General features: G+C 65.3%; 18 protein-coding genes. 3 read left to right on the top strand and 15 right to left on the bottom strand.

The window, feature by feature from the left end; all coding sequences use genetic code 11:
* Positions 1–14: 14 nt before the first annotated feature.
* From tssK to tssA, 13 genes are all read right to left on the bottom strand, one after another.
* On the bottom strand, positions 15–1,349 hold the full coding sequence (gene tssK, locus OKW37_RS28555) for a type VI secretion system baseplate subunit TssK (RefSeq protein WP_429402929.1): 1,335 nt from the start codon (positions 1,347–1,349) through the stop codon (positions 15–17).
* A 20-nt stretch (positions 1,350–1,369) separates the two neighbouring features.
* Entirely contained in the window at positions 1,370–3,115 is a 1,746-nt protein-coding gene (gene tagH / locus OKW37_RS28550; RefSeq protein WP_429402928.1) for a type VI secretion system-associated FHA domain protein TagH, read from the bottom strand.
* A gap of 31 nt (positions 3,116–3,146) precedes the next feature.
* A complete protein-coding gene (locus OKW37_RS28545) occupies positions 3,147–5,138 on the bottom strand; it encodes a type VI secretion system Vgr family protein (RefSeq protein WP_429402927.1) in 1,992 nt (663 codons plus the stop codon).
* 1 nt (position 5,139) lies between these two features.
* Positions 5,140–5,529, bottom strand: coding sequence for a DUF4280 domain-containing protein (locus OKW37_RS28540; protein ID WP_429353336.1), 390 nt, complete (start codon positions 5,527–5,529; stop codon positions 5,140–5,142).
* A gap of 23 nt (positions 5,530–5,552) precedes the next feature.
* The gene (gene tssH, locus OKW37_RS28535) at positions 5,553–8,339 is read right to left on the bottom strand and encodes a type VI secretion system ATPase TssH (protein ID WP_429402926.1); all 2,787 of its coding nucleotides are present in this window, start codon (positions 8,337–8,339) and stop codon (positions 5,553–5,555) included.
* Positions 8,340–8,343: 4 nt separating this feature from the next.
* Positions 8,344–9,423: a type VI secretion system baseplate subunit TssG gene (gene tssG, locus OKW37_RS28530; RefSeq protein ID WP_184066344.1), complete on the bottom strand. Its 1,080-nt coding sequence runs from the start codon at positions 9,421–9,423 to the stop codon at positions 8,344–8,346.
* Positions 9,408–11,303: a type VI secretion system baseplate subunit TssF gene (tssF, locus tag OKW37_RS28525; RefSeq protein ID WP_429402925.1), complete on the bottom strand. Its 1,896-nt coding sequence runs from the start codon at positions 11,301–11,303 to the stop codon at positions 9,408–9,410. The genes tssG and tssF overlap by 16 nt, the downstream gene beginning before the upstream one ends.
* A 4-nt stretch (positions 11,304–11,307) precedes the next feature.
* Positions 11,308–11,820 carry a type VI secretion system baseplate subunit TssE gene (gene tssE, locus OKW37_RS28520; RefSeq protein WP_018422993.1) on the bottom strand — a complete coding sequence of 171 codons (513 nt, stop codon included), beginning with the start codon at positions 11,818–11,820 and terminating at the stop codon, positions 11,308–11,310.
* Positions 11,813–12,649, bottom strand: coding sequence for a type VI secretion system accessory protein TagJ (locus OKW37_RS28515; protein WP_429402924.1), 837 nt, complete (start codon positions 12,647–12,649; stop codon positions 11,813–11,815). The genes tssE and OKW37_RS28515 overlap by 8 nt, the downstream gene beginning before the upstream one ends.
* Before the next feature lie 95 nt (positions 12,650–12,744).
* Positions 12,745–13,233 carry an Hcp family type VI secretion system effector gene (locus tag OKW37_RS28510; protein ID WP_184066354.1) on the bottom strand — a complete coding sequence of 163 codons (489 nt, stop codon included), beginning with the start codon at positions 13,231–13,233 and terminating at the stop codon, positions 12,745–12,747.
* Between the two features lie 45 nt (positions 13,234–13,278).
* Positions 13,279–14,775 (bottom strand): type VI secretion system contractile sheath large subunit, encoded by a 1,497-nt coding sequence (gene tssC / locus OKW37_RS28505; protein WP_184062841.1) that lies wholly within the window; start codon positions 14,773–14,775, stop codon positions 13,279–13,281.
* A gap of 25 nt (positions 14,776–14,800) precedes the next feature.
* On the bottom strand, positions 14,801–15,307 hold the full coding sequence (gene tssB / locus OKW37_RS28500; RefSeq protein ID WP_018422997.1) for a type VI secretion system contractile sheath small subunit: 507 nt from the start codon (positions 15,305–15,307) through the stop codon (positions 14,801–14,803).
* A gap of 87 nt (positions 15,308–15,394) precedes the next feature.
* Positions 15,395–16,426, bottom strand: coding sequence for a type VI secretion system protein TssA (tssA, locus tag OKW37_RS28495; RefSeq protein ID WP_429402923.1), 1,032 nt, complete (start codon positions 16,424–16,426; stop codon positions 15,395–15,397).
* A gap of 783 nt (positions 16,427–17,209) precedes the next feature.
* Here tssA and OKW37_RS28490 point away from each other — a divergent pair.
* The 3 genes from OKW37_RS28490 to OKW37_RS28480 are packed head-to-tail and all read left to right on the top strand — an operon-like array spanning position 17,210 to position 19,650.
* A complete protein-coding gene (locus OKW37_RS28490) occupies positions 17,210–17,986 on the top strand; it encodes a hypothetical protein (RefSeq protein WP_429402922.1) in 777 nt (258 codons plus the stop codon).
* 34 nt (positions 17,987–18,020) lie between these two features.
* A complete protein-coding gene (locus tag OKW37_RS28485) occupies positions 18,021–18,815 on the top strand; it encodes a PP2C family protein-serine/threonine phosphatase (RefSeq protein WP_429402921.1) in 795 nt (264 codons plus the stop codon).
* Positions 18,816–18,849: 34 nt separating this feature from the next.
* A complete protein-coding gene (locus tag OKW37_RS28480) occupies positions 18,850–19,650 on the top strand; it encodes a glycosyltransferase family 2 protein (protein ID WP_429402920.1) in 801 nt (266 codons plus the stop codon).
* On the opposite strand, the gene OKW37_RS28475 is transcribed toward OKW37_RS28480, so the two are convergent.
* Together OKW37_RS28475 and OKW37_RS28470 are read right to left on the bottom strand one after the other, a co-directional pair.
* Positions 19,647–24,203 carry a beta strand repeat-containing protein gene (locus tag OKW37_RS28475; protein WP_429402919.1) on the bottom strand — a complete coding sequence of 1,519 codons (4,557 nt, stop codon included), beginning with the start codon at positions 24,201–24,203 and terminating at the stop codon, positions 19,647–19,649. The two genes, OKW37_RS28480 and OKW37_RS28475, sit on opposite strands and share 4 nt — an antisense overlap.
* Positions 24,204–24,284: 81 nt before the next feature.
* Positions 24,285–25,958: a ShlB/FhaC/HecB family hemolysin secretion/activation protein gene (locus OKW37_RS28470; protein WP_429402918.1), complete on the bottom strand. Its 1,674-nt coding sequence runs from the start codon at positions 25,956–25,958 to the stop codon at positions 24,285–24,287.
* Positions 25,959–25,965 lie beyond the last annotated feature (7 nt).

Below are 25,965 nucleotides of genomic sequence, written 5' to 3'. Positions count from 1 at the left end.
CCTCAATCAATGCATCAGCGGCGAATTGCCCAGAACTCCATCGTCAGTCCGGGAAAGTCGCCGGCGACGTGCAACGCCATGCCCGCGGAATTCGCGAACTGTTTCCACAGTTCGTTGCCGCGATCGAGTTCGAAGTAGGTAAAGCCCGCATGGAACGGCAGTTGCCGGGGCGCCACGGGCAACGCGCGCAGGCCGACGCCCGGCAATTGCAGATTGACGAGATCGCGAATGCGTTCGATCGGGCCGATCTTCACCTGTGGCGCGAAGCCGGTCAGGATGTGCTCGGCCGGCATTTGCGCGCGCACCGCGAGCACGAAGGTGGCGCCGGCAAACAGCGTCTTGTCCGGCACGATCGCCACGCGCAAGCCGAACTTGCGCTCTTCGAGCGGGATCGCCACCGCGTGCGGGTCCATCACCATGCTCAGCGACGCGCGAATGTCGTCGATCACCGGTGCGAAGGTTTCGCGCAACCACTCATGGCGATACACCGGATACGCCGGCGGCCGCTTCGACGCCTGGCTGAAGGTCGCCAGCTCGCCGGCCAACTGCACCGCCGCCTGGTACAGCGCCTCGGGATGCAGACCGGTCATCGTCGAGAGATGCGCGGCCAGCGGCTCGTGGCGATTGATCAACTGCAGCAACAGGAAATCTGCCACTTCCGCGACACCCGTCACGCCGGGCTGTGCAAGGCGTCCGGCCAGCGCTTCACCGCGTTGATGCAGAAGGCCCACGAGGTCGTCGACGAACGCCGCGAGACGGCGCGCCACCCGATAGTCGAGACACGGCGGGCTGTAGTCGTTTTCGAGCACGACGCGGTTGTCGGGCAGACGCTCGAGCACGCGCGCGACGCCGAGCGCGGTGTAGGCATTCGCCACTTCGGGGGCGAGCGCGAGACGCACGCGCAGTTTGCCGATCTGCAGCAACGCCGCGCCGGCATTCGGATCGTTGCTGTCGCTGACGTCGAATTCGGTGACACGGTGTCGCGCGAAGTTCTCCTCGCTGGCGTCGTTGCCGGTTTCGGCGACACCCGGCCTGCGCACCGGCAATGCCAGTTGGACCAGCATGTTGCGGGTGCCTTCGGGAATCTCGAGCGGCTCGGGCAAGTCATCGTCGGCGGGCAGATCGAACGGTGTGCCGTCCGGCATCACGCCGGAGCACGACAGCAGCGCGAGCTTGCCGAGCTTGAGCAGCGACTCGTCGATCTCCAGCGCGGTAAAGCCCCAACTGTACGGACGCAGGCCGGCGGCGCGCGTCTCCAGTTGCCGCTGCAGATAGCGGTCGTGCTGCTGCAAATGCTGGGGCTGCAGAAACATCCCCTCCGACCAGATGACTTTGCTGTTCCAGGACATGTTGTCTCGTTCAAACGTTTCTAGGTGGGATCGGCGGGATGCTTCGGCTGACGCTCGCGGGCCGCGCGCAGTTCGTCGATCTGGGCCTCGTATGCGTCATTGAACGCCTGACCGAAGAGCTTCTGGAAATCATCGTCGGCTTCGCGCGCGACGGCGCCCTGCAATACGACGAACAGATCCCACAGTTTCGCCTTGCGGTTGGACAGCACTTTTTCGAGCGCACCGGAGTCTTTCAGCTGCGCTTCGATCGAAGCGGGATCGAAGCGTCCGAGCACGTGGGCGAGCGCCGCGCGCATGCCGGCGAGCACCGCGAGCTCGTGCGCCGCGATATCGTCGAAGGCGCGCCTGAGCGCCTCGTCGGGCGGCAGATAGCCGGCCGAGCGGCCAGTCAGCATCTGCGCCAGCGCGCTGTCGACGTCCGGGAAAAACTTGAGCGGATTGTTGTCGCGCGCGACGATCATCGTCGTGTCGAGACGGGCTTCGCGTTTGGTCATCGAGCGCGCGCGCAGCACGCCCATCGTGCCGCGCAGCGCGTCGCGCAGCATCGTGCCGATCAGACGCGCGAACTCCGCTTCGGGCAGGTTCGGCGCGCGCGACGGATCGAGGCCGAGGCCTTCGAGCAGCGCCTGCAAGGTGGCTGGGTTCTGGCTCGCGAAAGTGGCGGCGGCCGGGTGGCGAACCGGGGCCGGCTGGGCGATCGGCGCCGGCGCGGCAGGCGCTGACGTGATCGGGCCCGCGGACGGAGCCGGCTGCTGAAGCTGCTGCGCCACAGGCTCCAAAGCGGGCTGCGCAGCGGACGACGGCCCCGGCGCCGCGCCAGGTACAGGCACCCGCGCGGTGGCGGCCTGCGGCGCGACCACCGGCACGACCACCGGCACCACGGGAGCCAAAGGGGTCGGTGGCGCAAACTGCGTCGACGGCGTTGTCGGTATCCCGAACAGATCATCGAACGGTGTCGCGGCCGACCCTGCCGCGCCGGGATCGAGCAATCCCGGCGGCAAGCCGGTCGGGCCGCCCAAAGGCGCGGCCGCCGGCGCGGGCGCAGTGGGCCATCCCGGCAACTCGTGCGCAGGATGCGGCGCGGCCGACGAGCCGCTGCCCGGCTGCCCGGGGGTTTCCCATTGCGCCAACGCATCCGCGAGCGGGTCGTAGTCCGCCGGAATGCCCCCCGTGGGTGTGGCAGGCCGGCCGGGATCGGGCCGGGACGCTTGCGGCGCCGAAAACGCCTGCAACTCCGGCGACACATGATCGCTTTCCGAGCCCGCAAAGCCCGGACCCGACGAGACCCGCTGCGGTTCACCGAAGCCCGGCTGCCCGAGTGGATCGAGCGCGCCCATCTGCAACGCGTCGCCTTGCGAATCGGCCGGCAACGGTCCACTGAGCACCTGCGCGGCACTCAGCGGATCACGCCCGCCCGTCAGACCGCGCACGCCGGCCGCCTGCTCGCCGATCGACACCTCGAGCAGATACGGACCGATCAGCAGACGGTCGCCGTCCGCGAGCCGCGCCTCGCGCGTGCCGCCCAACGCGCGCTGATTCAGCACGCTCGGATTGCTGCCCAGATCGCACAGCAGATAATCGCCGCCGCGAAACTCGACGCGCGCGTGAACGCGCGAGATCGCGCGTTGTTGATCGGGCAGCACCAGCGTGCAGTCGTTGGCCCGGCCAATCGTGCCGCCGGCGGGGCCGAACGCGATCGCGATCGGCTCGGCCAGCGTCTCGTCGTTGAATCGCGCAACCCGCAGCGAAAGAATCGGATAGTTCACTTGGCTCCCCACGAGCGGTCAGGTGCATCACTCACGATTTGATTTTTTTGGTTCCGTCGTCGGCGTCTTTGGGCGCGCTCGGCGCGGTCGGTGACGAGCCGCTGCCGGAGCCCGCCGAGCCGCCCGAATTGAGCAGGATCGGTGTGCCCGACACCGCCACGCTGACCGGCCCGACCACCACGAAGGCGCCGCCCGCCTTCAGCGTAATGCTCGCGCCCGCTTCGATCACGATGTTCATGCCCGCCTTGATGTGGATATTCATGCCGGCGTCGATCGCATAGTCCATGCCGACCTTTTCCTGCAACTTCTGCCCGACCTTCAGCGACGCGTTGCCATCGACCTGGGCGTTCTGGTCGCCCGTCACGGCGTCGTGGCGCGCGCCGGTGATCGCCACGAACTCGTTGCCGGTCACTTTCAGATGCCGGTCGTTGCCGACGTTACTCAGCATGTCGTTCTTGACCCAGGTCTCGTGGTCCTTCTCGGCGTGGAAGAACAGTTGCTCGCTGCCCTTGTCGTCGTCGAAACGCATTTCGTTGAAACCGCTGCCGCCCTTGGTCGAATTGCTCTTCAGCGTCGAGAACATCTGATTGGCCGGCAGTTCGTACGGCGGCATCGTGTTCGCGTTGTAGACGCAACCGGTCACGAGCGGCCGGTTCGGATCGCCCTCGATGAACTCGACGACCACCTCCTGACCGATCCGCGGCAAGAAGAACGTGCCCCAGCGTTTGCCGGCCCAGCTCTGCGACACTCGCACCCAGCACCGCTTCATGCGCGCGTCGGCATCGGCCGGCGGAGCGAACTGCTCCCAATGAAACTGCACCTTGATGCGGCCATATTTATCGGTGAGGATTTCTTCGCCGTCCGGGCCGACCACCATGGCGGTCTGCGGGCCCGCCACGACCGGCTGCGGCGTCAGCCGCTCGGAGCGGAAGTGGTTTTCCTTGCGCAACGCGGTAAACGCGCAGTCGAAGAGCGGCAGCGAAGGATCGTGGCGCACCGTCGACACATAGACATCCGAATTGATCTCGTACGCGGCGCTGACCACCAGATACTCGTGGTTCTGCCCATCGCAGGCGTGATTCTCGAGCTTGAACTGACCGCCCGGCGAGATGCCGCGCGCGCTCGATCGGCCCGAAATGCTGTCGTTGCGCGCCTGACGGATCTCGATACCGACCTTCGCATAGCGGTCGCCATCGCTGGACTGCGCGTGGCCGCTCAAATGTTCCTGCATCGCGTACACCGGCGGATCGTATACTTTCGGCCGCGTCGCGCGCGACAGCAGGCCTTGCTGGTTGCTCAACGTGGGCTTTTCGAAATCGTAGTCGTTGACTTCGTACTTGCCGGTCTGCAATTCCGCGCCCGAACTCCACGCATACACGCATTCCTTCTCGTTCGAAGGCTCGTACCACGCATCGTACGAAATCGACGCATAGTGTTCGATCGGTCCGTGAACGTCGCTCGAATCGGTCAACACCAGCGTGTGCTTGCCCCCTTTGTGCTCGAAGTAGTAGTACATGCCCTCGTGCTCCATCAGGCGGCTCACGAAGGCGAAATCGGTCTCCCGGTATTGCGCGCAGTGCTGCAGCGGCGGATAGGTCGCCTGGCATTTATTGCTGACGTCGATGTTGTAGTCCTGCAGCACGCCGGTCACGATATCGAGCACGCTCTTTTCATGGAAAAAGCGGCTGTGCGACGCGCGCGTGAGCAGCCACAGCCGCGGACGCACCACCGCTTCATAGCGCGCCATGCGGTTGCGGGTGTTGTCGCCCGGTGCGACGATCCGGAACGCCGTGACGATCCCGTTGAATTGCCGCTCGCCGTCGTCCGGCAACGACAGCGCAATCGAGATGTCATGCCCGAGCAGATCGCCGGCCTGCAGATCGTTGCGCTTGCCAAGCAGATCGAGCCGCCATTCGCTCAGGCGCCCCAACTCCTCGGTGCCGCTCAGATGCAGAAACAGCAGATCCTCGCCGGCAGGCGCGCAACTGACGGTGACGTGTCGGTTCGGGTTTTGCGTGGTCATGTCACGGAATCATCGTCTTGACTGTCGCCGGATTGACGATCGTGACCACGCCGCCCCAGTTGCACATGCAGGTCGACACGTCGTCGAGCGACGGCTGGTTGCCGAGCAGCACGGTCGGCGCGCCCGGCGTCCACGGCGTCATGGTGGCCGGAATGCACGGCATCGGCGTCAGCACGCCCAACGCCGCCGCCGTCGCGGCGGCGACGGTCGGATTGGCGGGCGAGCTGCACACGCCGAACGGCATGATGTTGACGAGCGGAATGTGATCCATGATGTTGGCCGCGGGCGGCCCTTCGCCCATCACCCGGTTGACCGGCAACACCACGAGCGTCGAAGGCGCCGCGCCGAACGAACATTGCAGCGTCGCGCCCATGCTGACTTGTTGCGGCATAAGAAGGCATCCTCCGCTTTCGATCAATCGAACGTATAGAGAAATTCACCGTCGCGCGCGCCGATCTGCACTTTCGTGACCGGGCTGCCGTTCATCATGCGCGTCAGAAACTCGGTGCTGATACGCGGCAACAGCGTGTTGGTCAGGATTGCGTCGATCATGCGTCCGCCGCTTTCGAGTTCGGTACAGCGGCTGCCGATCAGCTTCACGACGTCGTCGTCGTAACTGAACGGAATCTTGTGCGACACGCGGATGCGCTTCTCGATCCGGCCGAGCTGCAGCCGGATGATCGCGCCGAGCATCTCGTCGGACAGCGGAAAGTACGGAATGACCACGACGCGCCCGAGCAAGGCCGGCGGAAACACCTTCAGCAACGGCTCGCGCAGCGCTTTCGCAATACCCTCCGGCTCCGGCATCAGCTCCGGGTCCTTGCACAGGCTCGTGATCAGATCCGTGCCGACATTGGTGGTCAACAGGATCAGCGTGTTCTTGAAGTCGATCACGCGGCCCTCGCCGTCTTCCATCCAGCCCTTGTCGAACACCTGGAAGAACAGCTCGTGGACGTCGGGATGCGCCTTCTCGACCTCGTCGAGCAGCACCACGCTGTATGGACGGCGGCGCACCGCCTCGGTCAGCACGCCGCCTTCGCCGTAGCCGACGTAGCCGGGCGGCGCACCCTTCAGCGACGACACCGTATGCGCTTCCTGATACTCGCTCATGTTGATCGTGATGACGTTCTGCTCGCCGCCATACAGCACCTCGGCGAGCGCCAGCGCGGTCTCGGTCTTGCCGACTCCGGAGGTGCCGGCGAGCATGAACACGCCGATCGGCTTGTTCGGATTGTCGAGACCCGCGCGCGAAGTCTGGATGCGCCGCGCGATCATCTCCGTCGCATGAGCCTGGCCGATGATGCGCCGGTTCAGGTTCTCCGCGAGCTTCAGGACGTTTTCGATTTCGTTGCGGACCATCCGGCCCACCGGTATGCCGGTCCAGTCCTGCACGACGGAGGCGACCGCCTGCTGGTCGACGGTCGGCAGGATCAGCGGATCTTCGCCTTGATGCTGCGCGAGCTGCGCCTGCAACTCGCGCAGTTCGGCGAGCCGCGCTTCGCGCGTCGCGGTGTCGCTGGCGGGGTTGTCAGTCGCGCCGGTGGCCGCTGTTTCGTCTACCGTTCCGTTCGCAGCTTCGTTCGCTTCGTTCGCTTCGTTCGTGCGGCTGGCTTGCGCCGCGCCTTCCACCTTGCCGGTCTCGCCGCGCAGTTGCGCGCGCAGCGCGAGAATCCGCGTCACCAGTTGTTTTTCTGCCTGCCAGCGGGTGTCGAGCGTGGCGAGACGCGCCTGTTCGGCGGCGAGCTTTTCCGCCGCGGCGGCTTCACGCTCCCGCGTGTCGACGCCCACCGCGTTTTCCCGGCCGATGATCGCCAGTTCGGTTTCGAGCGCGACGATCCGCTTGCGCGAATCGTCGACCGCTGCGGGCGTCGCATGCTGGCTGACCGCCACGCGCGCGCAGGCGGTGTCGAGCAGGCTGACCGCCTTGTCGGGCAACTGCCGCGCCGGAATATAGCGATGCGAAAGACGTACCGCGGCTTCGAGCGCTTCGTCGAGCACCTGCACCTTGTGGTGCTGCTCCATCGTCGAGGTGACGCCCCGCATCATCAGGATCGCGCGGGTCTCGTCCGGCTCGCTGACCTGCACGACCTGGAAGCGCCGCGTCAGTGCGGGGTCCTTCTCGATGTGCTTCTTGTATTCGGCCCACGTGGTCGCGGCCACCGTGCGCAGCGTGCCGCGCGCGAGCGCCGGCTTCAGCAGATTCGCCGCGTCGCCGGTGCCGGCCGCCCCGCCCGCGCCGACCAGCGTGTGCGCTTCGTCGATGAACAGGATGATCGGCTTTTCCGAGGCCTGCACTTCCTCGATCACCTGCCGCAAGCGGTTCTCGAACTCGCCCTTCATGCTCGCGCCCGCCTGCAACAGACCGACGTCGAGCGTGCGCAACTGCACGTCGTGCAGCGACGGCGGCACGTCGCCCGCCGCGATGCGCTGCGCGAAGCCTTCGACCACCGCGGTTTTGCCGACGCCCGCTTCGCCCGTCAGGATCGGGTTGTTCTGGCGGCGGCGCATCAGGATGTCGATCACCTGGCGAATTTCCTCGTCGCGCCCGACGATCGGGTCGAGCTTGCCATTGCGCGCCTGTTCGGTCAGATCGGTGGTGAAGCGCCGCAGCGCTTCCTGCTTGCCCAGCGCGGCGGCCGGCACCGGGCCGCCCGTGGTGTCCGCGTCGCCGCCTTCGCGCTGCGCGCCGCCCGCCCGAAAACCATCGCTCGCGCTCAGCGCCGCTTCCGGCGACTCGCGCAGCAGGCCGTGAAATTCGTCAACGAGCGAATCGAGCTTGATGCGCTCGAACTGACGCGAGATGCCGTAGAGCCCGTTGCGCAGCGACGGCGTCTTCAGGAGGCCGACCACCAGATGGCCGGTGCGCACCTGCGACTCGCCGAACATCAGCGAGCCGAACACCCAGCCACGTTCGACCGCCTCCTCGACTTGCGACGAGATGTCGGTCACCGAAGCCGAACCGCGCGGCAGACGGTCGAGCGCTTCGGTCAGATCGCGCGCCAACGCGGAAGGCTCGAGCCCGTAGTGTTTGATGATGCGGTGCAGGTCGGAGTCCTGCAGTTGCAGGATCTGGTGGAACCAGTGCGACAGTTCGATATAAGGATTGCCGCGCAACTTGCAAAACACGTTCGCGCTCTCGATTGCGCGGAATCCGAGCTTGTTCAGCTTGCCGAACAACGCTGTCCGTTTGATCTCGGCCATTTTTCTATTCCCTCGATGATGTCGATGGCGGCGCCCCCGCGGACGCCTCGCGGGCCGCCGCGGCAATCCGTGAACGGCCGTCCGGACCGGTCGGCCGCAACACCAGTTGACGCTGATCGCCGCGCGCCGGGCGGCCGAGCGTCCAGGTGGTGTAACCGAGGCGCGTGTGGCGCCCGAGCTTCAGGCGTGGCACGTCCTCCTGTTTCAGCACCAGTCGGAGATCCCAATCGAGCCCGTCGCGCGCGTAATTGCGCACCCAGTCGACAAGGCGCTTCAGACTCTCGCCGCCCGGCAGGAAGCGCTCGTAATCAGCGCGGCTCAACGGTCCGATGACGATGCGGAATTTATGCTGGCAATCCCAGACGCGCGCGCCGAGCAGCGTCGACACGCCGAGCGCGGCCGAACCGTCCGGTGCGCCCAGGCGCAACAACGAATTCGCGGGCAGCGTCATCCAATGGCCGACCCACTGTTCGATGTCGACCGGCAGGTTGAAAAAACGCGCCAGCACGAGTTTCAGACCGGCGGCCGGACGGGTCGGGCCGCCCAGCAATCCGGCGAAGTGCAGTTTGGCGAAATCGGGCACCGCGTCGCGCTCGCGCAGCGTCGGCTCGCCCAGCCCGAACACGCTGCCGACATAAAAGGAAAAGCGATCGCGCCCCGGACGGTCGAGACTCACGGCCGGTTGCGCATTGGCCCACGCGCGATAGAACAGCGACACCATCCGGTGGTGGAAGACATCGAGAAAGCGCGCGAAGGTCGGATCGTTCGCGTTGCGGGCGCGGTCGCGAGCGTACTCGGTCAGATGGGTGGGCAACGGACCGTGCGGCCCGAGCAGGCCGAAGAACTTGACCGCGAGGCGCGCGGCGTGATGCTCGCCGGCCGGGGTGAAGTCACCGAGCGTCGTCGGATGGAAAACCAGTTCGGGCTCCTGCACGAAACGGATCGCATCGTCGCGCGGCTGCATCGACTCGCCGACGCGCGGCTTGTCCGCATACGCATTCTCCAGCAGCCGCACGACCTGGAAGAAGTCGAAGCGGCGCGCATCGTCTTCGAGCCGGCGCAACAGTGTCAGAGCGTCCGGCATTGTCCGACCCTCGCTGGCCAGCGCATGATCTCGCCGCGCGACAGCGTCTTCACGACGGTCTCGGTGAACGAGTTGATCGATACGTATTGCGCGAAATAATGCGCGAGCACGGCACCGAGCAGAAACGCGCCGGCGCCTTCGAACGCGGCTTCGTCGAGCGTCAGCGTCACTTCGAGACCGCGGCCGAATACGATCGGTCCCGCGCCCGGCAAGCGTCGCGTCACCGAGCGCGAATCGATCGAGCGCACGCCCTCGATCAGCCGCTGACTCGCGATCTCGTCGGCGGGACAGTAGAGACTCAGCAGATCGCGCAGCGCGCGGGCGCCCTCCTGTGCATCGTTATCGAGCAGCGACGAGTAGTTCAACGACAGGTGACTCAACAGCCGCCACGCCACGGCCCCGTGCGCATACGACGGCAGCGGCCGGCTCGGGCCGCTCACGCAGCGCACGCTCTGCACCGGCGCTTCGACATCGAGCGTGAAATCGGCGGGGCCGACGCCGACCGGCATCGTCAGTGGCAGGTCGCGATTCGTGCACAGCACCTGCAAGCCGAGTTGCCGCAGGTCAGCGCGAAACGGCGCGTTGCTCGCGTCCACCAGCGCGATGAACATCTCGCTGCCGAGGTAGCTCGTACGCGGGCCGCGCTCATGCTGACGCGCCGACGGCAGACGTTTTTCGCGGCGCACCTGGTAGTACGCGCCGGCGCGATAGGTGGCGCCGAGATCGCGCGCGTGATAGAACGGCTCGAAGCGCTGCTCGCCGCCGGCGCCCGCGCTATAGCCGGTCGCACTCTCGATCTGATAGATCTCGAAGTCCATCGGCCGGGTGCGATCGGCCACCACGTGATATTCGAACTGTTCGTCCGACAGCGCGATGCGATCGGTACGCCGCGAAAAGAGATTGATCGCGGGCGTGCAATGCAGCGCGAAATTATTGGCATCGAGCGATTGTTCGAGCAGCGGATCACCGCGTTTGAGCAACACGATGACTTCGATTTCGGTGTCCGCGCAACGCCGCAACGCCGCGTGCAAACCGTCGATGGCGAGAAACATGAAGCGCTGCGGAAACGCGAAATACTCCTGCAACAGCCGGTAGCCCTGGAACGACTGCCGGCTGACCGGCAGCAATGCTTGATCGTCGGCAAACCCGAGCGGCCGCAGCGCGCTCGCCGGCAACTGCACATGCCAGGACGCCGGACGTTTGGCCGGCATCACGACGACGCCGCTCACCGACCCGAGCAGACGCTCGTGGATACGCGTGGCCATCCCGTCCGCGCCGCGCAGATACAGCGTCAGCCGGTCGAGTTTCAGCTGGTTGATTCTCAGACCAGCGGTGGCGCGTAGGCGCAGCCTGAGGCCGGCCTTGACAGCGGCGCCCGCCGCCATGCTCGCCGGCAGCGCGCTGTCGATGCCACCGAGCGAGCCCGCGTGCGTAAAAAACCGCGCTTCCGTGATGTCGAGCGGCCAAAGCGTCAGTTCGTGCGCGCTGCGGTATTCGCAGCGCGTCGAGCCGTTCTTGTCGAGCACGCTGCGCAGCGTACTGCCGCGTGGAACCCGCACGCCGTCCGCGAGATTGGAGCTGGTCAGGTCCGGCTGGATCTGCACCACGGCCATCGACGGCGTGGGCGCGAGGTAATGCGGGTACACCAGCTCCGCGAGATGCTGGGTGAAGCGCGGAAACTCGTCGTCGATCTTCAGTTGCACGCGCGCCGCGAGGAAACTGAAGCCTTCGAGCAGACGCTCCACGTAGGGGTCCGCGCATTCGAGGTTTTCCAGTCCGAGGCGCCCGGCGATCTTCGGAAATTCGCGCGCGAACTCGCCGCCCATCTCGCGAAGATGCTGCAGTTCCTGGCTGTAGTATTTGATCAGGTCTGGATTCATGGCTTCAGCGCGGCCCGCCCTGGTCGATCACGCGGATTTCGCCGACTTCCAGGTCGAGTTCGGTCCTGAAGTAGAGCCGCTCCGGATACGGCTGCGCCCACAGATCGCCCTCCACCAGAAACGACACGGTGTTGTGGCGCCCGGTCGTCTCTTCGAGTTGCATCGAACTGACCCGCACGGTGTCGCGCAGAATGCGCGGCTCGAACGCCCAGATCGCATCGCGCACGAGCCGCTCGAGCCGCGACGGATCGATGCCTGAGGCGGTCTTGCCGGCAATGTCCGGCAGGCCGAAATTGATCACGGATGTCGCGACATACGGATAGCCGCTCAGATCCTGCACCGACGCGAGGCCATTCGCGTTCAGCAGCCAACCGAGGTCGCGCTGCACGCTCTCGCGCAGCGCACGCATCGACAGAACGCGCCGCTCGCGCGCTTCCTGCTTCGCCTCCGGTTCGAGATCGGTCAGCCGGTCGAGCAGCGACGGTTGCAGGCGATCACGCGCGGTCAGTTCAGCCATGATCCGGAGCGGCCGCGCCGTCCTGTTCGGCAGGCGCGTCGCCGCTCGTCAGTTCGATGGTGCGCACGTCGAAGAGCGCGTAGTCGTTCGCATCGGAGGCGAACATACGCTGTCCCACCGGCCGCGCGAGCACGGGATCGTCACCGATCCATTCGGTCAGGCGCGCGAGCCACAACGCTCGATTCGGCTCGGCGAGCGTGCCCGGATAGCGGGCGGGAATCAGACCGGCGGCCTGGCCGTCGTTGGCCCACGTGAAAACGGCCGGCATCCAGACGCGGTCGCGCAGGTCGGACGGCGGCTCGATTTCGATCCGTTTGATGCGCGAAAAAGGAATCCAGTAATAGCGGCCGTTCAGCACGGCTTCGAGAGTCGGGCCGAGCCGGTTGTCGGCGTCGGCGAGCCACCTGAACGGTTCGCCATTCAATGCGCCGGCGCTGGCGGGCGCCTCGTCGAGCGCCCGCGCGCGCGCGGCGGCCGCCGCGCCGCTATCGCCCGCGGTGTCGAGCCGCAATGCCTCGAGGAGCAACGCAAGCCAGCCGGTCGGCTCGCCGAAGATCAGCGGCGCGCGCTCGCCTTTGAATACCGCTTCGCGCAGCGCCTCGCATTGCAACGCTTCACGATAGGTTTGCACCATCGGCAACGCGGCCGCGTCGAGTTCGCCGACGACGTTCAGTTGCGTCAATGCGCGATCCCAGGCGCCCGTCACCGCGAGCAACTGGAATAGAAAGACGCGATAGGCGGCTTTCGACGGTTCCTTGCGAACCTGTTTTTGCAATTCGCGCAGACATCCGTCGAGATCGCCTTCGCGCAAGCATTCTTCTGCGTTCATGCCGGTTCGCTCCGGTCTGGCTCGAGTCGTCCCACCCGCCGCCGCACTGCGACGGCAGGACCGCCGCAGTGCAGTCGCCCTTTGCGGTCAGCCGATCAGGTAGTCGCGTTGGCGGGGATGTTCCACTTCACTTCGACCACCCCGCCTTCCTTCTCGCCCTTCGCGTTTTGCGGCTGGTACTCGACATGGAATTTTTCGAAGTTGAGCGTGACGTTCTCGGTAAAGCGTTCTTCGCCGCCCGAGCCGCCGGTCGAATAGGAGCTGACCAGCACGCCGTTCAACGTGATCTTGTAGTACTCGAGCGGATTGTCCCCACCTGCCTTGCGCACCGTCAGCAACGCCGTGTCGATGTGCGTGCCTTTGCTGCAGGCTGCCATGATCGGCGGACTCGCCTTGTCGCTGTATTTGGTAAATGAGAGGTCCTGCACCGACACCTTGCCGGCGCCGCCGCCCGTGCCCATGTGCATCGTGCCGCTCTGGCTCATGCCCCAGCTCCACGCGAGCACTTCGATTTCTTCCTTGTGGGTCTTGTCCTGCGACTCGCCCTTGATATCGCCCAGCTTCATGAACATGTCGATGGCCATCTTCTTCTCCGCTCAAAGCAATTCGTCACTCAATGGGGATTTCCGTCATGCCGCCTTGGCGGACGGAAGCTTCGAAACCAACCGTAGCGATACGGTCAGGCCTTCCAACTGGTAGTGCGGACGCAGGAAAAACTTCGACGTGTAATAACCGGGATTGCCTTCGACTTCCTCGACGACCACCTCGGCGGCCGCGAGCGGGCGTCGTGCCTTGGACTCTTCCGTCGAGTGCGCCGGATCGCCGTCGACGTACTGAAGGATCCAGTTCTGCAGCCAGCGCTGCATGTCGTCCCTTTCCTTGAAACTGCCGATCTTGTCGCGCACGATGCACTTCAGGTAGTGAGCGAAGCGGCTGCAGGCGAACAGGTAGGGCAGACGCGCGGCCAGGTTCGCGTTCGCGGTGGCATCGGGGTCTTCGAACTCGGCGGGCTTGTGCAGCGACTGCGCGCCGATGAAGGCAGCGAAATCGGAGTTCTTCTTGTGCACGAGCGGCATGAAGCCGTTCTTCGCGAGTTCGGCTTCGCGGCGATCGCTAATGGCGATTTCGGTCGGGCACTTCATGTCGATGCCGCCGTCGTCGGTGGGGAACGCATGCACCGGCAGGTTCTCGACGGCGCCCCCCGACTCGATGCCGCGAATCCGCGAACACCAGCCGTACATCTTGAACGAGCGGTTGATATTGGTCGCCATCGCATAGGCGGCATTGGCCCATGCGTATTTGCCGCTGTCCGCGCCGGCCGTGTCTTCCTCGAAATCGAATTCCTCGACCGGATTGGTCTTGGCGCCGTACGGCGCGCGCGCGAGAAAACGCGGCATCGCGAGACCGACGTAGCGCGCATCCTCGGATTCGCGCAGCGAGCGCCACGCCGCATGCTCAGGCGTCTGAAAGATTTTCGTCAGGTCGCGCGGATTGGCCAGCTCCTGCCATGAATCCATCAGCATCACCGCGGGATCGGCGCCGGCGATGAACGGCGCATGCGCGGCGGCCGAGATCTTTGATATCTGCGTCAGCAGATCGACGTCGGGCCCGCCGTTGTCGAAGTAATAATCAGCCACCAGCGCGCCATACGGCTCGCCGCCGAACTGGCCGTATTCCTCTTCGTAGAGCTTCTTGAAGATCGGGCTTTGATCCCACGCGGTGCCCTTGTACTTCTTGAGCGTCTTGTACAGATCGCCCTTCGATACGTTCATCACGCGGATCTTCAACGTCTCGTCCGTCTCGGTGTTGTTGACCAGATAGTGCAAGCCGCGCCACGCGCTCTCGACTTTCTGGAACTCTTCCGAGTGGATGATCTGATTGATCTGGGCGGTCAGCTTCTCGTCGATCTGCGCGATCAGCGATTCGATCGTCGCGAGCACATCGCCCGAAATCACGTTCGTATCGCGCAGCGCCTGTTCGGCGAGCGTGCGCACCGCCGTCTCGACGGCCTCCTTCGCCTTCTCGCTCTTCGGCTTGAATTCCTTTTGCAGCAGATTCGCGAAATCGCTCGTTTCAAGCGACGCCTCGCCGGGTTGCGCTTGCCCTTGGGTGCTAGGTTCAGCCATGGTCAGACTCCCCTGTAGATCACGCTCATTGCTGCGGCTTCGGTGCGGACGCCAACGACTGCAGCAACGCAGGATCGTTGAGCAGCTTCGCGATCAGCTCCTCGGCGCCGGTCTTGCCGTCCATATAGGTCAGCAGGTTTTGCAACTGGCCGCGCGCCTCCAGCAGCTTCGACAACGCGTCCACCTTGCGCGCGACCGCCGCGGGCGAAAAGTCGTCCATGCTCTCGAAGGTCATGTCGACCGCGAGGTTGCCCTGACCGGTCAGCACGTTCGGCACCTGCACGGCGACGCGCGGTTTCATCGACTTCAGACGCTCGTCGAAGTTGTCGACGTCGATCTCGAGAAACTTTCGATCCGCCACCGGCGCGAGCGGGTCCGCCGGCTGACCGGAGAGATCGGCCAGCACGCCCATGACGAAGGGCAGATTGACCTTTTTCTCCGACCCGTAGACTTCGACGTCATATTCGATCTGAACTCGCGGCGCTCGATTGCGCGCGATGAATTTCTGGCTGCTTTCCTTGGCCACGACCATTCCCCTGGTTGACGCCGCACGGCCGCGAGCAGCGTGCCGCATGACTGGCGTTGCTAGAAGCGAAAAAGCCCATCCCCGCCTGACTGCTTACTCGTTTTCGATACCGCCGGCCTGCCTGGCCTGGCGCACGCCTTCTGGCGCGAGGTCCTGCAGAATTTCCATGAAGTTCCTATCGACCAGCCGGCGCGCGCGCCGCAGCAGCAGCGGCAACGGGCTGGAGGGTTCGTGACGCTCGTAGTACGCGCAGATCTTGTCGATCATGCGGATCACGTCCTGACGGTCCGTGATGTCGCCAGACAGCGGCACGGGTGCCGGCGCCGCGCCGGCGCTTTCGCCCGGGGTCACGTCGCCGTTCGGCGATGCTTGCGGCGCTCCGCCCGGGACGTCGAGACGCTCGCCGAGAAAGTCGGCGGCACGCCGCAGCAGCCTCGATAGCGGCGACAGATCGATGGAGCGCGCCGCGCCGACACGCTCGGTCAATACCGTCTCGATGCGCATCGCGCTATGCGTGGCCGCGAGCAAGGCCGTGTGCGCTTCGGCGGCGTCCTGGTGGGCGTCGGCGATCACCGCGTCGATCGAGCTCAGCGACGCCGCCTCGACGCCCTTGGGCAGCGGCACTTCGCCGGTCGCATATTCGATGTCGCGCAAGCTGACGCCACCGTGCGCGCGCGACGACGCGAGCGGTGCGTCGCGCACGTCCACCAGCATGCCGGACGGTTCGACGAGGGCGGCGAGCGCGTTGACGCGGGCGGTCGGATCGTTGTCGTCGTCGGGATCGAGCTGTGGATAGACATGGTCCCAGCGCTGTTCGAGCAGGCCTTCGACGAGCGCGAGGCCCTCGGCGAAGCCGGCGAAACCTCGGCGATTGAGTAGCGCGCGCGCCAGGTGTACCGCGACGCGCAAGTCGCGGCCTTTTGCGAGCAGATCGAGCGATAGCGCTTCGGCCACTTTCCAGTCAGGCGGCGTGGCGGCGACCATGGTCTCGCCGAACTGCACCTCCGGCTTGCCGTGGACGACCTGCTCGAGCGCAAGGAAGTCAGGGTCGTACTCGAGGTCGTCCCCGCATGGACTGGCAGCTGATATGTCGGCAAGCATTTCGCCCGCGAGAAGCGTGGCCATGTCTGGTATCGGTCTCGGATGAGTAGTCTCGACGCACCGTAAGTGACCGGTACGGGTTGCCCTTGCCCGCCGGGAATCAGCGTTCCCGGAAATACGTGTTAACTCTGATTAGATTGCCTTCGCCAGCTATTGCGATGTTTTTAGCGGGCGTTGTCCTTTCTCGGCGGCAATCCGATATGAGAATAGCACGCAGCCCGGAAAATCAAAGCCGGATAGCAATAGAAACGGATTTTGTTTAATTAAGCGAAACAGTATATGTAATACCATTCAACTCCATAAACACTTAAGAAGTTTTAATCTTTTCGTTCCGGCACCATTACAATCACAAGCTCGGACAGTCGTCTTACGACCTCACCAGCACGCCCTTTCAGGACGGTCGATTGGCGGGATCGCCCAACATCTGGGTAAACGAATCAGGTGCCCGGATTTTTTAAAAAATTTGACCTTGCCGGATTGCCGGTAAGCGCTTACGTTGCGTTTAGGGTTAGTCCTGATAGCGATAGAACCCGTCGCCAGAGCGGTGAATAACATATTAAGTTTTACCTTGTAATAAATAAAACGTGCCAATAGACTAAGTCTGTTTTCCAATCACGCGCCGGTTGCACGGCGGAATTGCCGGTATTGCAAGCGTTTGGCATACGCAATCTGCCCGATATGGCGGCAAAGCGAGTGCCGGATTCATTGGGGACAGAAAACCGGCGCACCACACACGCGGCGAAATGGGTAGTGTCAGCAGCCGGGCTCCGCCCTTAAGAAGCGGGGCTCACCACCTCGGGGTGAAAAGTGGCAGATATCCAAAGCGCTGCAATTGCCGACCACGCTGGAGAAAGCGCACTGCCCGACCTGTGGCAACGCCGCACCTGCCTCAGCCACGACGAAATGGCGTCGATCTATACGATCGTGCGCCGCGCGCTGACCGGCTACCATCCGTCGGAATTGCAGGCGCTGGGCGAGGACAAGGAAGAACTGATCTCGCAGTTCCTCTATCTCAAGGTGTTCCGCCTCGATACCGCGCCGACGGCATTGCCCACTTTCCCGCTGCACAGCGCGCCTTCGACCAGCCATGCCGTGTGCGCCTATTTCCGCCGCTATCTGATCGACTGTCTGCGCAGCGCGAGCCATCAGCGCAACGTGTCGCTCGACGAAGGCGACGTGATGCTCGAAATCGACCGGCAAACGGCTTTTCATCCCGATCCGATCGGCTCGGTCCTGTTGCAATACGGTCTGCACGAAGCCGAGGTACGCGACTCCGCGTCGCATTTCATTGCTTCGCTCGACGATGCCGAGCGCATGCTGCTCGCCGGCAGTCTCGGCTGGCTGTCGAACGAGAAAGGCGGTCTGTCGCAGGTGGCCGCGCGTTACGGCATCGCGTCGTATCACTACCGGGCGCGCAAGCTTGGCGTCACGCTGAAAAAAGGCTCGATACCCGCCGACTTCGCCCGCACGCAAATCGGCCAATGGATCGAGCACAGCCTCGGCATCGACATCTCGCCGGGCAATCGCATCGTCATCCTGCTGGTTCTGGGCATTCTGTCCGCGCAGTCGCACGCGCAGGAATGAGCTCGACAGACCGCGAGCATATGAGAGGTCAACGGTGCAACTTGCCACCGCAAGCCTGACCGATCGGGGCGACCGCCCGCGCAACGAAGATTCGTTCGGCGACTGGTCGAGCGAACGGCTCTACTATTGCGTCGTCGCCGACGGCGCCGGCGGACACGGCGGCGGCGACACCGCCTCGCGCCTCGTCGTCGCTTCGGTGCTGGCGGATTTGCGCTACCTGACCGTTGCCGAATTGCCGCCGACGGGCGACCGGCTGATCAGCGCGCTCACGCATGCCAATGAGAACATCGTCGAAGAACAGTTGCGCGGCAAAGGCAATGAAAAAGACATGCGCTCGACGGCCGTGGTGCTCGCCATCGACCGCGAATGCGCGACGGCCGCGTGGGCCCATTGCGGCGACACCCGCCTCTACTGTTTCCGCCACGGCGAGATCTGCGCACGCACGCGCGACCACAGCATGGTTCAGCAGATGGTCGACGCGCGGCTGCTCGCCGAGGCGGAGATGCGTCATCATCCGCGCCGCAACGTGCTGTATGCGGCGCTGGGCACGCGCGACGCACTCTCCATTGCGGGCGTCGACGGTACTTTCCCGCTGCATGACGGCGACGCTTTCCTGATCTGCACGGACGGCCTGTGGGAGTACGCCGACGACGCCGGCATCGCCGACGCGCTGGCCCATGCGGCGACACCCGGCGCCTGGCTCGACGCGCTCGCGCAACAGGTGCGCGCGAGCGCCAGCACGAATCACGACAACTTCACGGCGTTCGCAGTGTGGGTCGGCGACGACGCCCAGGCGACGCAATTGATGCCCGGCCCGGCACAGGCGTAACGCAGCGGATCAGCATCGGAACGGGGCTCGCATCATGCCGATCTCGATCATCATTCCCTGTCTGCAGATGGCGGCAACGCTTGGCCGCGCACTGGAAAGCTGCCTGATCCAGCCTGAGGCCGCGCAAATCATCGTCGTCGACGATGGCTCGACCGATGCTTCGATCGAACTCGCGCAACATTACGGCCGCCTCGACGCGCGCGTGCAGGTGCTGCGCATGCACGTGAATGGCGGCGTCGCCGCCGCGCGCAATTGGGCCGCGATGCACGCGACCGAGGATCTGCTCGGATTCATCGACGCCGACGACGAATATCTGCCCGGCGCGCTGGCCGCGGCGAGTGGCTATCTGCAGCGTTGTCCGGGCGAGGCATCGGTGCGGCTCGACGTTGACTATGCGGGCTTTCCGCGCGCGATCGTGGAGCATCCCGATTTCGATAAATATGCCGCAATCCTCAGCAACACCGTGCCGAGCAGTCTCGTGATCCGGCGGGCGGTGTATCGCGCGCTGGGCGGGTTTCCGCTCGACGCGTTCTTTCGTCGCGTCGGCGGAGAAGACGGCGCGTTTTCGTGGGCATTGAGCAGGCTGTTCGGCAACCGGCGGCTGATCGACGCGAAGCGGGTGCGCCAGCATTACCACCCGGCCATCCACGCTGAACGATTCTTCCGGATTCACCTAGGCATGGAGCAGCCCGTCCATCAGGAGGTCGTTGAAGCATGGCGGCGCTCGCAACGGTTCGTCGCGAGCGCCGAGGCCGCCATCGCGCAACTGCGCGCGCTGCATTCGCCCGAAGGCGCCGCGCCACCCGGCCCGCCCGCTTCGCCTGGCTCCCGCTAGAAGTCACCGCAGCCGTGCTGGGTGTTCGTCAGCAGGCAGCTATTCAGGTTCGGCTGCGAACGCACCCGCTTCCATTCGACCGCGAGGATGTCCTGTTTCTCGCCAGGCGGCGTCGTGCTGAAGAGCGGCTGGTTCGAGCCGATGCAGATGTTGGTGCCCTGCAGATTGTTTTCGTAGACGAACGTCTGCTCCTGGCTGCTGAAAAACGTCTGCAGACCGCTTTGCGCGACCGGATTGGGGATCGGGCCCTGCGGGTTCGAGATCGTGCTCTGAAACGGAATCACCGTCAGCGTGCCCGGCACTTCGTTGACGATATAGCCCACGCTGGACGTGAAGTTGGGGTCGATCGGATAGCCGCCCGCCGGTGAAGTCAGAGTGGCCGTGGTCGTCTCCGAGCCGCTCAATGTGCCCGCGGCGGTATCGCCGTTGATCAGACCGGCCGTCGTGTAGGTGAACGCCGGGTTCGGCGCCCCAACGTAGCGCGTCGCGCCATCCGCGTTGACCGTGACCGTCGGCCGTGCGACATAGACGAAATGATTGCCGGTGGTGGGCACCGTGCCGCCCCAACTACAGCCCGAGCCAAACAGGCAGCCGTAGAAATTGGGCTGCGCGGTGTTCGGCTGCACGCTGCCGCGTGTCTCGCCGTTCCAGGTGCTGGCCCAGACTCGCCATGCGTTGCCGGCGCCAAGTGTGCCGGAGTTCGCATCGACGAACACGCCGTTCTCCATCACCAGATCGATCGAGCCGCCCGCGCTCAGATTCGTATTCGGAGCCGTCGCGGACGGCGTGCTCGCACCCAGCCCGATATTGCCGGTCGTAGCGGTCGCGACGAGGCTGCCGGTCAGCGTGGAGTTCGTCACGCTCATCGGGCTCAACTGGCTCGCGGCGGAGTCGAACGTCTGGCTCGTCAGCGGGCCGATCACGAAGCCATGCGAGTTCGAGAAGTCGACGCTCCCCGCCTTGGCCATCGCCAGCACGCCGACGTCGTTTTGCGGATCGGTCAGCGTGAAGGTACCGGGGCCGGCGAGAATCAGCCCGGCGGCCTGGATGCCGCCAGGGTCCGTGACGGGACCGGCCGACAGCAGCATCAAGGTGTGGCCCGGAGTCGAGATGCCGTAGGTCAGCGCGATCCCTTGACTGCCCGCGCCCGGGTTGGACAGCGTGAGATTGTTCGCGAAGCCTGGACGTGGCGGCACGCAAGTCGAGCCGCCCGATACGCACTGCCCGCCGACGGTGATGCGCCCGGTTTGCGTGCTGGACCCGAGCACGATGCTGGGAATCGACGCGAAGGTCGAGAAAGTCGGGGCGTCGATGCTGAGACCGCCGCCCGTGCCGAGCAGCGTGATCGGCGTCGCGTTCTGAGCGGTGATCGTGAAGCTCGACGGGTCCACCGACGCCGGCATGATCGACAGCACGCCGCCCGGCGACGACAGCGTCGCCTGCGTGATGGCGAGGCTGCTCGCCGTGCCGTCGTTGAATGCGCGCAACACGATCGAAGCGGGATTCGTCGTCGAGATCGTCACGTTGTCGGCGGTGGCATTGGCGACCGCGCTCGTCACGCCGCCGGTGGCGATGGAGGTCGGATTGATCAGCCCAAACTCGCTCTGCTCGGTCTCGGGCACCGCAAGGCCGATCGCGACGCCCGGATCGGACGTCGTGGTCGAACCGGCGATGCCGATCGTGGTGGTACGCGTCCCGGTCGCGCTGATCGCGCCATTGGCGATCAGCACGCCATAGTCGTTCTGCAGGTTCGGACTGCTGCCGGCCGGGCCGCTCACTGCGCCGCGGATATCGATCGCCCCGCCGTTGGTCAACGTGATCGTCGTGCCGTCGGTGATCAGCACACCCTGCACGAACGGACCGGTGCCGCTGCCGAACAGGCTCACCGTGCCCGTGCCGGTCGTCACCGATACGGGGGCTGTCTGGATGCAGTCCACGCATAGCGTGTTCTCGAACATCAGCCCGATCACCGAGTCGCCGTTGACCGCGGCTCCCACGCTTTGTCCGGTGAACTTGAGGTTGCCGCTCGTCGACTGGACCGACGACCCATGCATGTCGAGGCCGATGCTGACGTTCATGTTCGACGACACGCTTCCGGTGGCGGAAATGTCGCCGCTGCCGGTCCTCAACGTGGTGCCATAAAAATAGACGCCGTCCGCGAAAGTGCCGCCGGTGCCTGGGTCGGTGACATTGCCCGTCACGCCGATCGAGCCGGTCGAGTTGGAGATCGTGGTGTTCTGAATCTCGACGCCGAAGCCCCCTTGCGCGCTTTGCGTCACGCTACCGTTGACCGCGATCGCGCCGCCCGAACTGCTGAGCCCGGGCTGCAGCGCGGGACCCTCGCCCACTGTGGCGCCGCCGGTCAAGAACACGCCCATCGCGCTGCTGCCAGAAGAACTGCCGTTCACGCTCAGTGCCCCGCTCGTCGTGCTGGCTGAAGTGCCGGATAGAAGCACGCCGATGCCCTGATCCTCGATATTCGAACTGCCGGCGCCGCTGATGGTGAGCGCGCCGCTGCCGGTTTGAATCGTATTGTCACCTTGGGCGATCACGCCGTCGTTGCCTCCGCCGCCGGCGGTAGCCGTGCCGGTGATGCGAAGCGCGCCGCTCGTCGTCGAGAGCGAGCTGGTGCCATTGATCGCCACGCCATTGGCGTTCGGGCCCAGCGCGACACCCGACAGCGAGAACACGCCGCCCTCCGTGGAAATGGTCGACGAGTCGATGAAAATGCCCGACGACGACGTGACCAGATAGCCAATCGCCACGCCATTGATCGGGAACGTGCCGGTGACCGTCAGATCGCCGCCCGCGGTGTCGATGTTCGAGTTCTGGATCAGGACCGGGCTCGCGCCACCGCTTCCCAACGTCACGCTGCCGCCGTTGGTCTTCACCGTGACGCCCTGGAACGAGACCAGACTGAGCGGACTCGTGCCGCCCACGTTCGCATCGAATACGAGGCTGAGCGGCCCCGCGCTCGACGTGATGGTGTTGTTGACCAGCACCGATCCCGTCGCGCTCAGCTTCAGCGTGGCGGGAAGCGTGCCGGTCGTGAGGTTGAGCGGCGCGTCGACGACGATGTCGCCCGCGCCGAAGTTGGGATCGGTCCCTGTCAGTACTGTCACCGACGTACCGAGGCTCAGCGGACCGGTAAGCGCCGTGTTCAGGATGAACGTGCTGCCCGTGATCGGCCCGAACGTCATGGTGTTCGAATCGGTTGCGGTCTGCGTCGGGACCGGCGCGGCGGTGACATCCGGCACCTGCGTCACGATGTCGACCTCGAACGGATCGAGCAGCCACCTGCCGCCCTGCCCCTTCGCCGCCGATGCGTCGACGCTCATGCCGGTCGTGTCGAGCGTGTGGCCGGACGTTTCGATCAAGCCGCCGTCGCCGCCCTGCGGCCCGGCCTTCGCGGTCAACGTGCCGTAAATGCGGCTGGCCGTTTCGCTGTAGGCCACGAGGTTGCCGCCATTGCCGTCGACGAGCGCATCCGCGTGGAGGCTGGCGGTCGGCGACATCCAGATCGCATTGGCATTGCGAACGGAGGGGTCCGCACCCGCCGGGCCGCCGCCGAAGTGGACGGTTCCGCCGCCCGCGGCGCCGCTCGCATCGACGTACGCTCCGGCCAGCAGCGCCACGTCGTAGCCGGTCACGTCGATCCTGCCGCCGGTTTGCCCCGCGCCGCCGCTGGCGTCGAGCGTCCCGCTCACCTGTGTCACGCCGTTCGTGCCGCCGTCGAGCAGAATGCGGCCGTCGTGTTCGCTCAGGCTCTGCGCGCGCACGATGCCTTGCTGGTTGATGACGGTGCCCGCCAGCGCGTCGGCCGTCTGTGCGCTCATCACCACGGTGCCGCCGTCGGCGGCCAGCGTGCCGGTATTGCCGATCAGCGCGTGCGCCGCGCCCTGGTTGATCTTCAGGGTGGTCAAACCGTCGCCGGCAAAGTCGACGGTGATGTCGTTGCCCGCGCCCAGCGCGACGCTGCCCAGCTTTGCGCTGACCGTGCCGCTATTGCTGACCGTGCCGCCGAGCAATGCGATGGTGCCGCCCGCAGCCGCCGTCAGCGAGCCCGCATTGCTGAGCGCCGCCGCGGACGCGCCGACGAAATGGAAGTTGCCGGCAAGAAAATCGGCATTGGAGATATTGAGTGTCGAGGCGATCATCGACCCCACGTTCACCGACGATCCCGGCGCAAAGATCACCCCCGCCGGATTGACGAGAAACACCTTGCCGTTGGCCTGCAGGCGTCCGGCGATCACGCTGGGGTCGTTGCCCGTCACGCGGTTGAGCAGCGCGGCGGAAGCCGACGGCTGCGAGATCCTGACCGCTTCGCCGCTACCGATCGAAAACGTGTTCCAGTTGACGATCGCATTGGACGAGCCCTGCGTGATATGCATCTGTCCCGCGCCCGGCGAGTTGATGCTGACCGTGCCGGCCACCACCTGGGCGCCGGTCGGATTCGCGAGCGCGAGCGGCATATACGACGCCGCGAATAACACGGCGACCGCGCCGGCGATCGTGCTCACATGCCCGGGTCGCACATTGCATCGCTTGTTCATCGCACACCTCGGCACAGATTGCTGCTGCTTGTCGTTGTGTTTCGTCTCGTTTCGTTGCGTGTCGTTGCGTTTGGCTGCCTGCTAGAACGTCTTGGTCAATTGCACATAAAAGCGCGGCAGCCTGTCGTTGCCGGTCGTATCGGGCCCGGTCGTGCGCCATGCGACCGTGCCCTGCAGCGCAATGCCGCCCGGCGCGGCCCAGAACGCGCCGAGACCTGCGCCACTGCGCGTGATCACGTTCGACCCTTGGCCCGGACGCGGCGTGGCGTTGTACCACCCGGTACCGAAGTCGAAGAACGTGAACACGGTCGCCCGCGCATCGATCGCGAAGCGCCCTTCGAGGGTGGCGACGAACCCCTCGTCGACCAGTGCCTCGGACGGCGAATAAGCGCGCACCGCGTGCGGGCCGCCGAGCAGGAAGCGCGACGAACTGTCGAGCGTGGTTCCGGCCCACTGGCCAGACACGCCGGCGAATACGCTGAGCCGCTCGGTGATCGCGTTCAGGCGGTTGGCGAAGAAAGTGGCGCGCACTTCGGTGCCTTGCGTGTCGCGCCCGAGCGGCGAGGCGTCGAGCGCCTCGGCTTGCGCGTTGCGGAAATGCAGACTGCCGATCAACAGCTCGACATCCGCGCTATTGAAGCCGCCGCTGAACAGCGCGTCGCGGCTTTCATAGCTCAGGCCGATACTGCCCTCCACCAGCGATCTGGGATTGTGTTGATCGACGATGCCGACGTTGTCGATCAGGTCGCGATACTCCAGATTGACGCGCCCCAACAGGCTCTGATTGCGTGTGCGCACGAGCGGATGCGTGAGCGTGAAGTCCACCACGGTCGCCTCGCCCTGCGCATCGAGCGACGCGAATTCCTGGCCGAGCGCATAGTTGAGCCGCGACACCGCGACCCCGACGCGCGTGCCTTGCGCATTGATCGGCGCTTCGTAGCCGACGCGCCCGTAAAGGGTGTCGCCGCGTTCGCTGCCGAGCAGCCGCAGGTCCAGGTTGTCGCCGATCGTGAACGGCGAGTTCAGGCGCGCGAGCGCACCGAGCCGCCAGGTACCGCTGGACTCCGCGCCGAAGTTGTCGACATCGAGCGCAAAGGTCCAGCGTTTGGCCGGCGCGACGCTGACGGTCAGATCGACCGTGCCCGGCTCCTCGCCCGCTTCGATTGCCGAGGAGACCTGAATACCCGGCAGATCGGACAGCAGCAGCATGGTCCGTTCGAGTTCGTGCTGCTGCAGCGGCTTGCCCAACGGAATCTGCGCGACCCGCGCGCGCAACAGATCTTCGCGGATCGGCGTGCCAGCCGCGACGTCGAGCCGCACATGTCCGACGCGCCCTTCGAGCACGCTCATTTCGACGTTGCCGGATGTGACGTCCTGCGGCGGGATCACCACCTGGGCGAGCAGATAGCCGTGATCGCGATAAATCTGCGTAATGCGCGCGGCAATCTCTTCGAGCCCGGCAAAACTGGTTTGCTTGCCGAGCTTGTCCTGAACGGGCGCAAGCAGCGCGTCGCTGGCGATCGTGTCGTTGCCCTTCAACCTGATGCTCTTCAGCAGGAAGGTCGGGCCGGGCGCCGTCACGGGCGCCGCCGGCGGCGGCACGGCGGGTAACGCCTGGGTGCCGCCCGGCGGCGCCGGCCGGGTCTCGCGCGGCGCCGTCTGGTTCAGGATGCTGCCCGCGTTCGGCAGCGTCTGGCCCCACGCGAGCGCACTACTGCAGGACACCGCCGCGGCGATCAGTCGGAGTCTGTTCATCGGTCTA

The sequence above is a fragment of the Paraburkholderia sp. MM5482-R2 genome, assembly GCF_050436125.1.
GTDB classification, from domain to species: domain Bacteria; phylum Pseudomonadota; class Gammaproteobacteria; order Burkholderiales; family Burkholderiaceae; genus Paraburkholderia; species Paraburkholderia tuberum.
The sequence above is the reverse complement of the archived record's forward strand: the minus strand, read 5'-3'. Positions and strand labels throughout refer to the sequence as shown.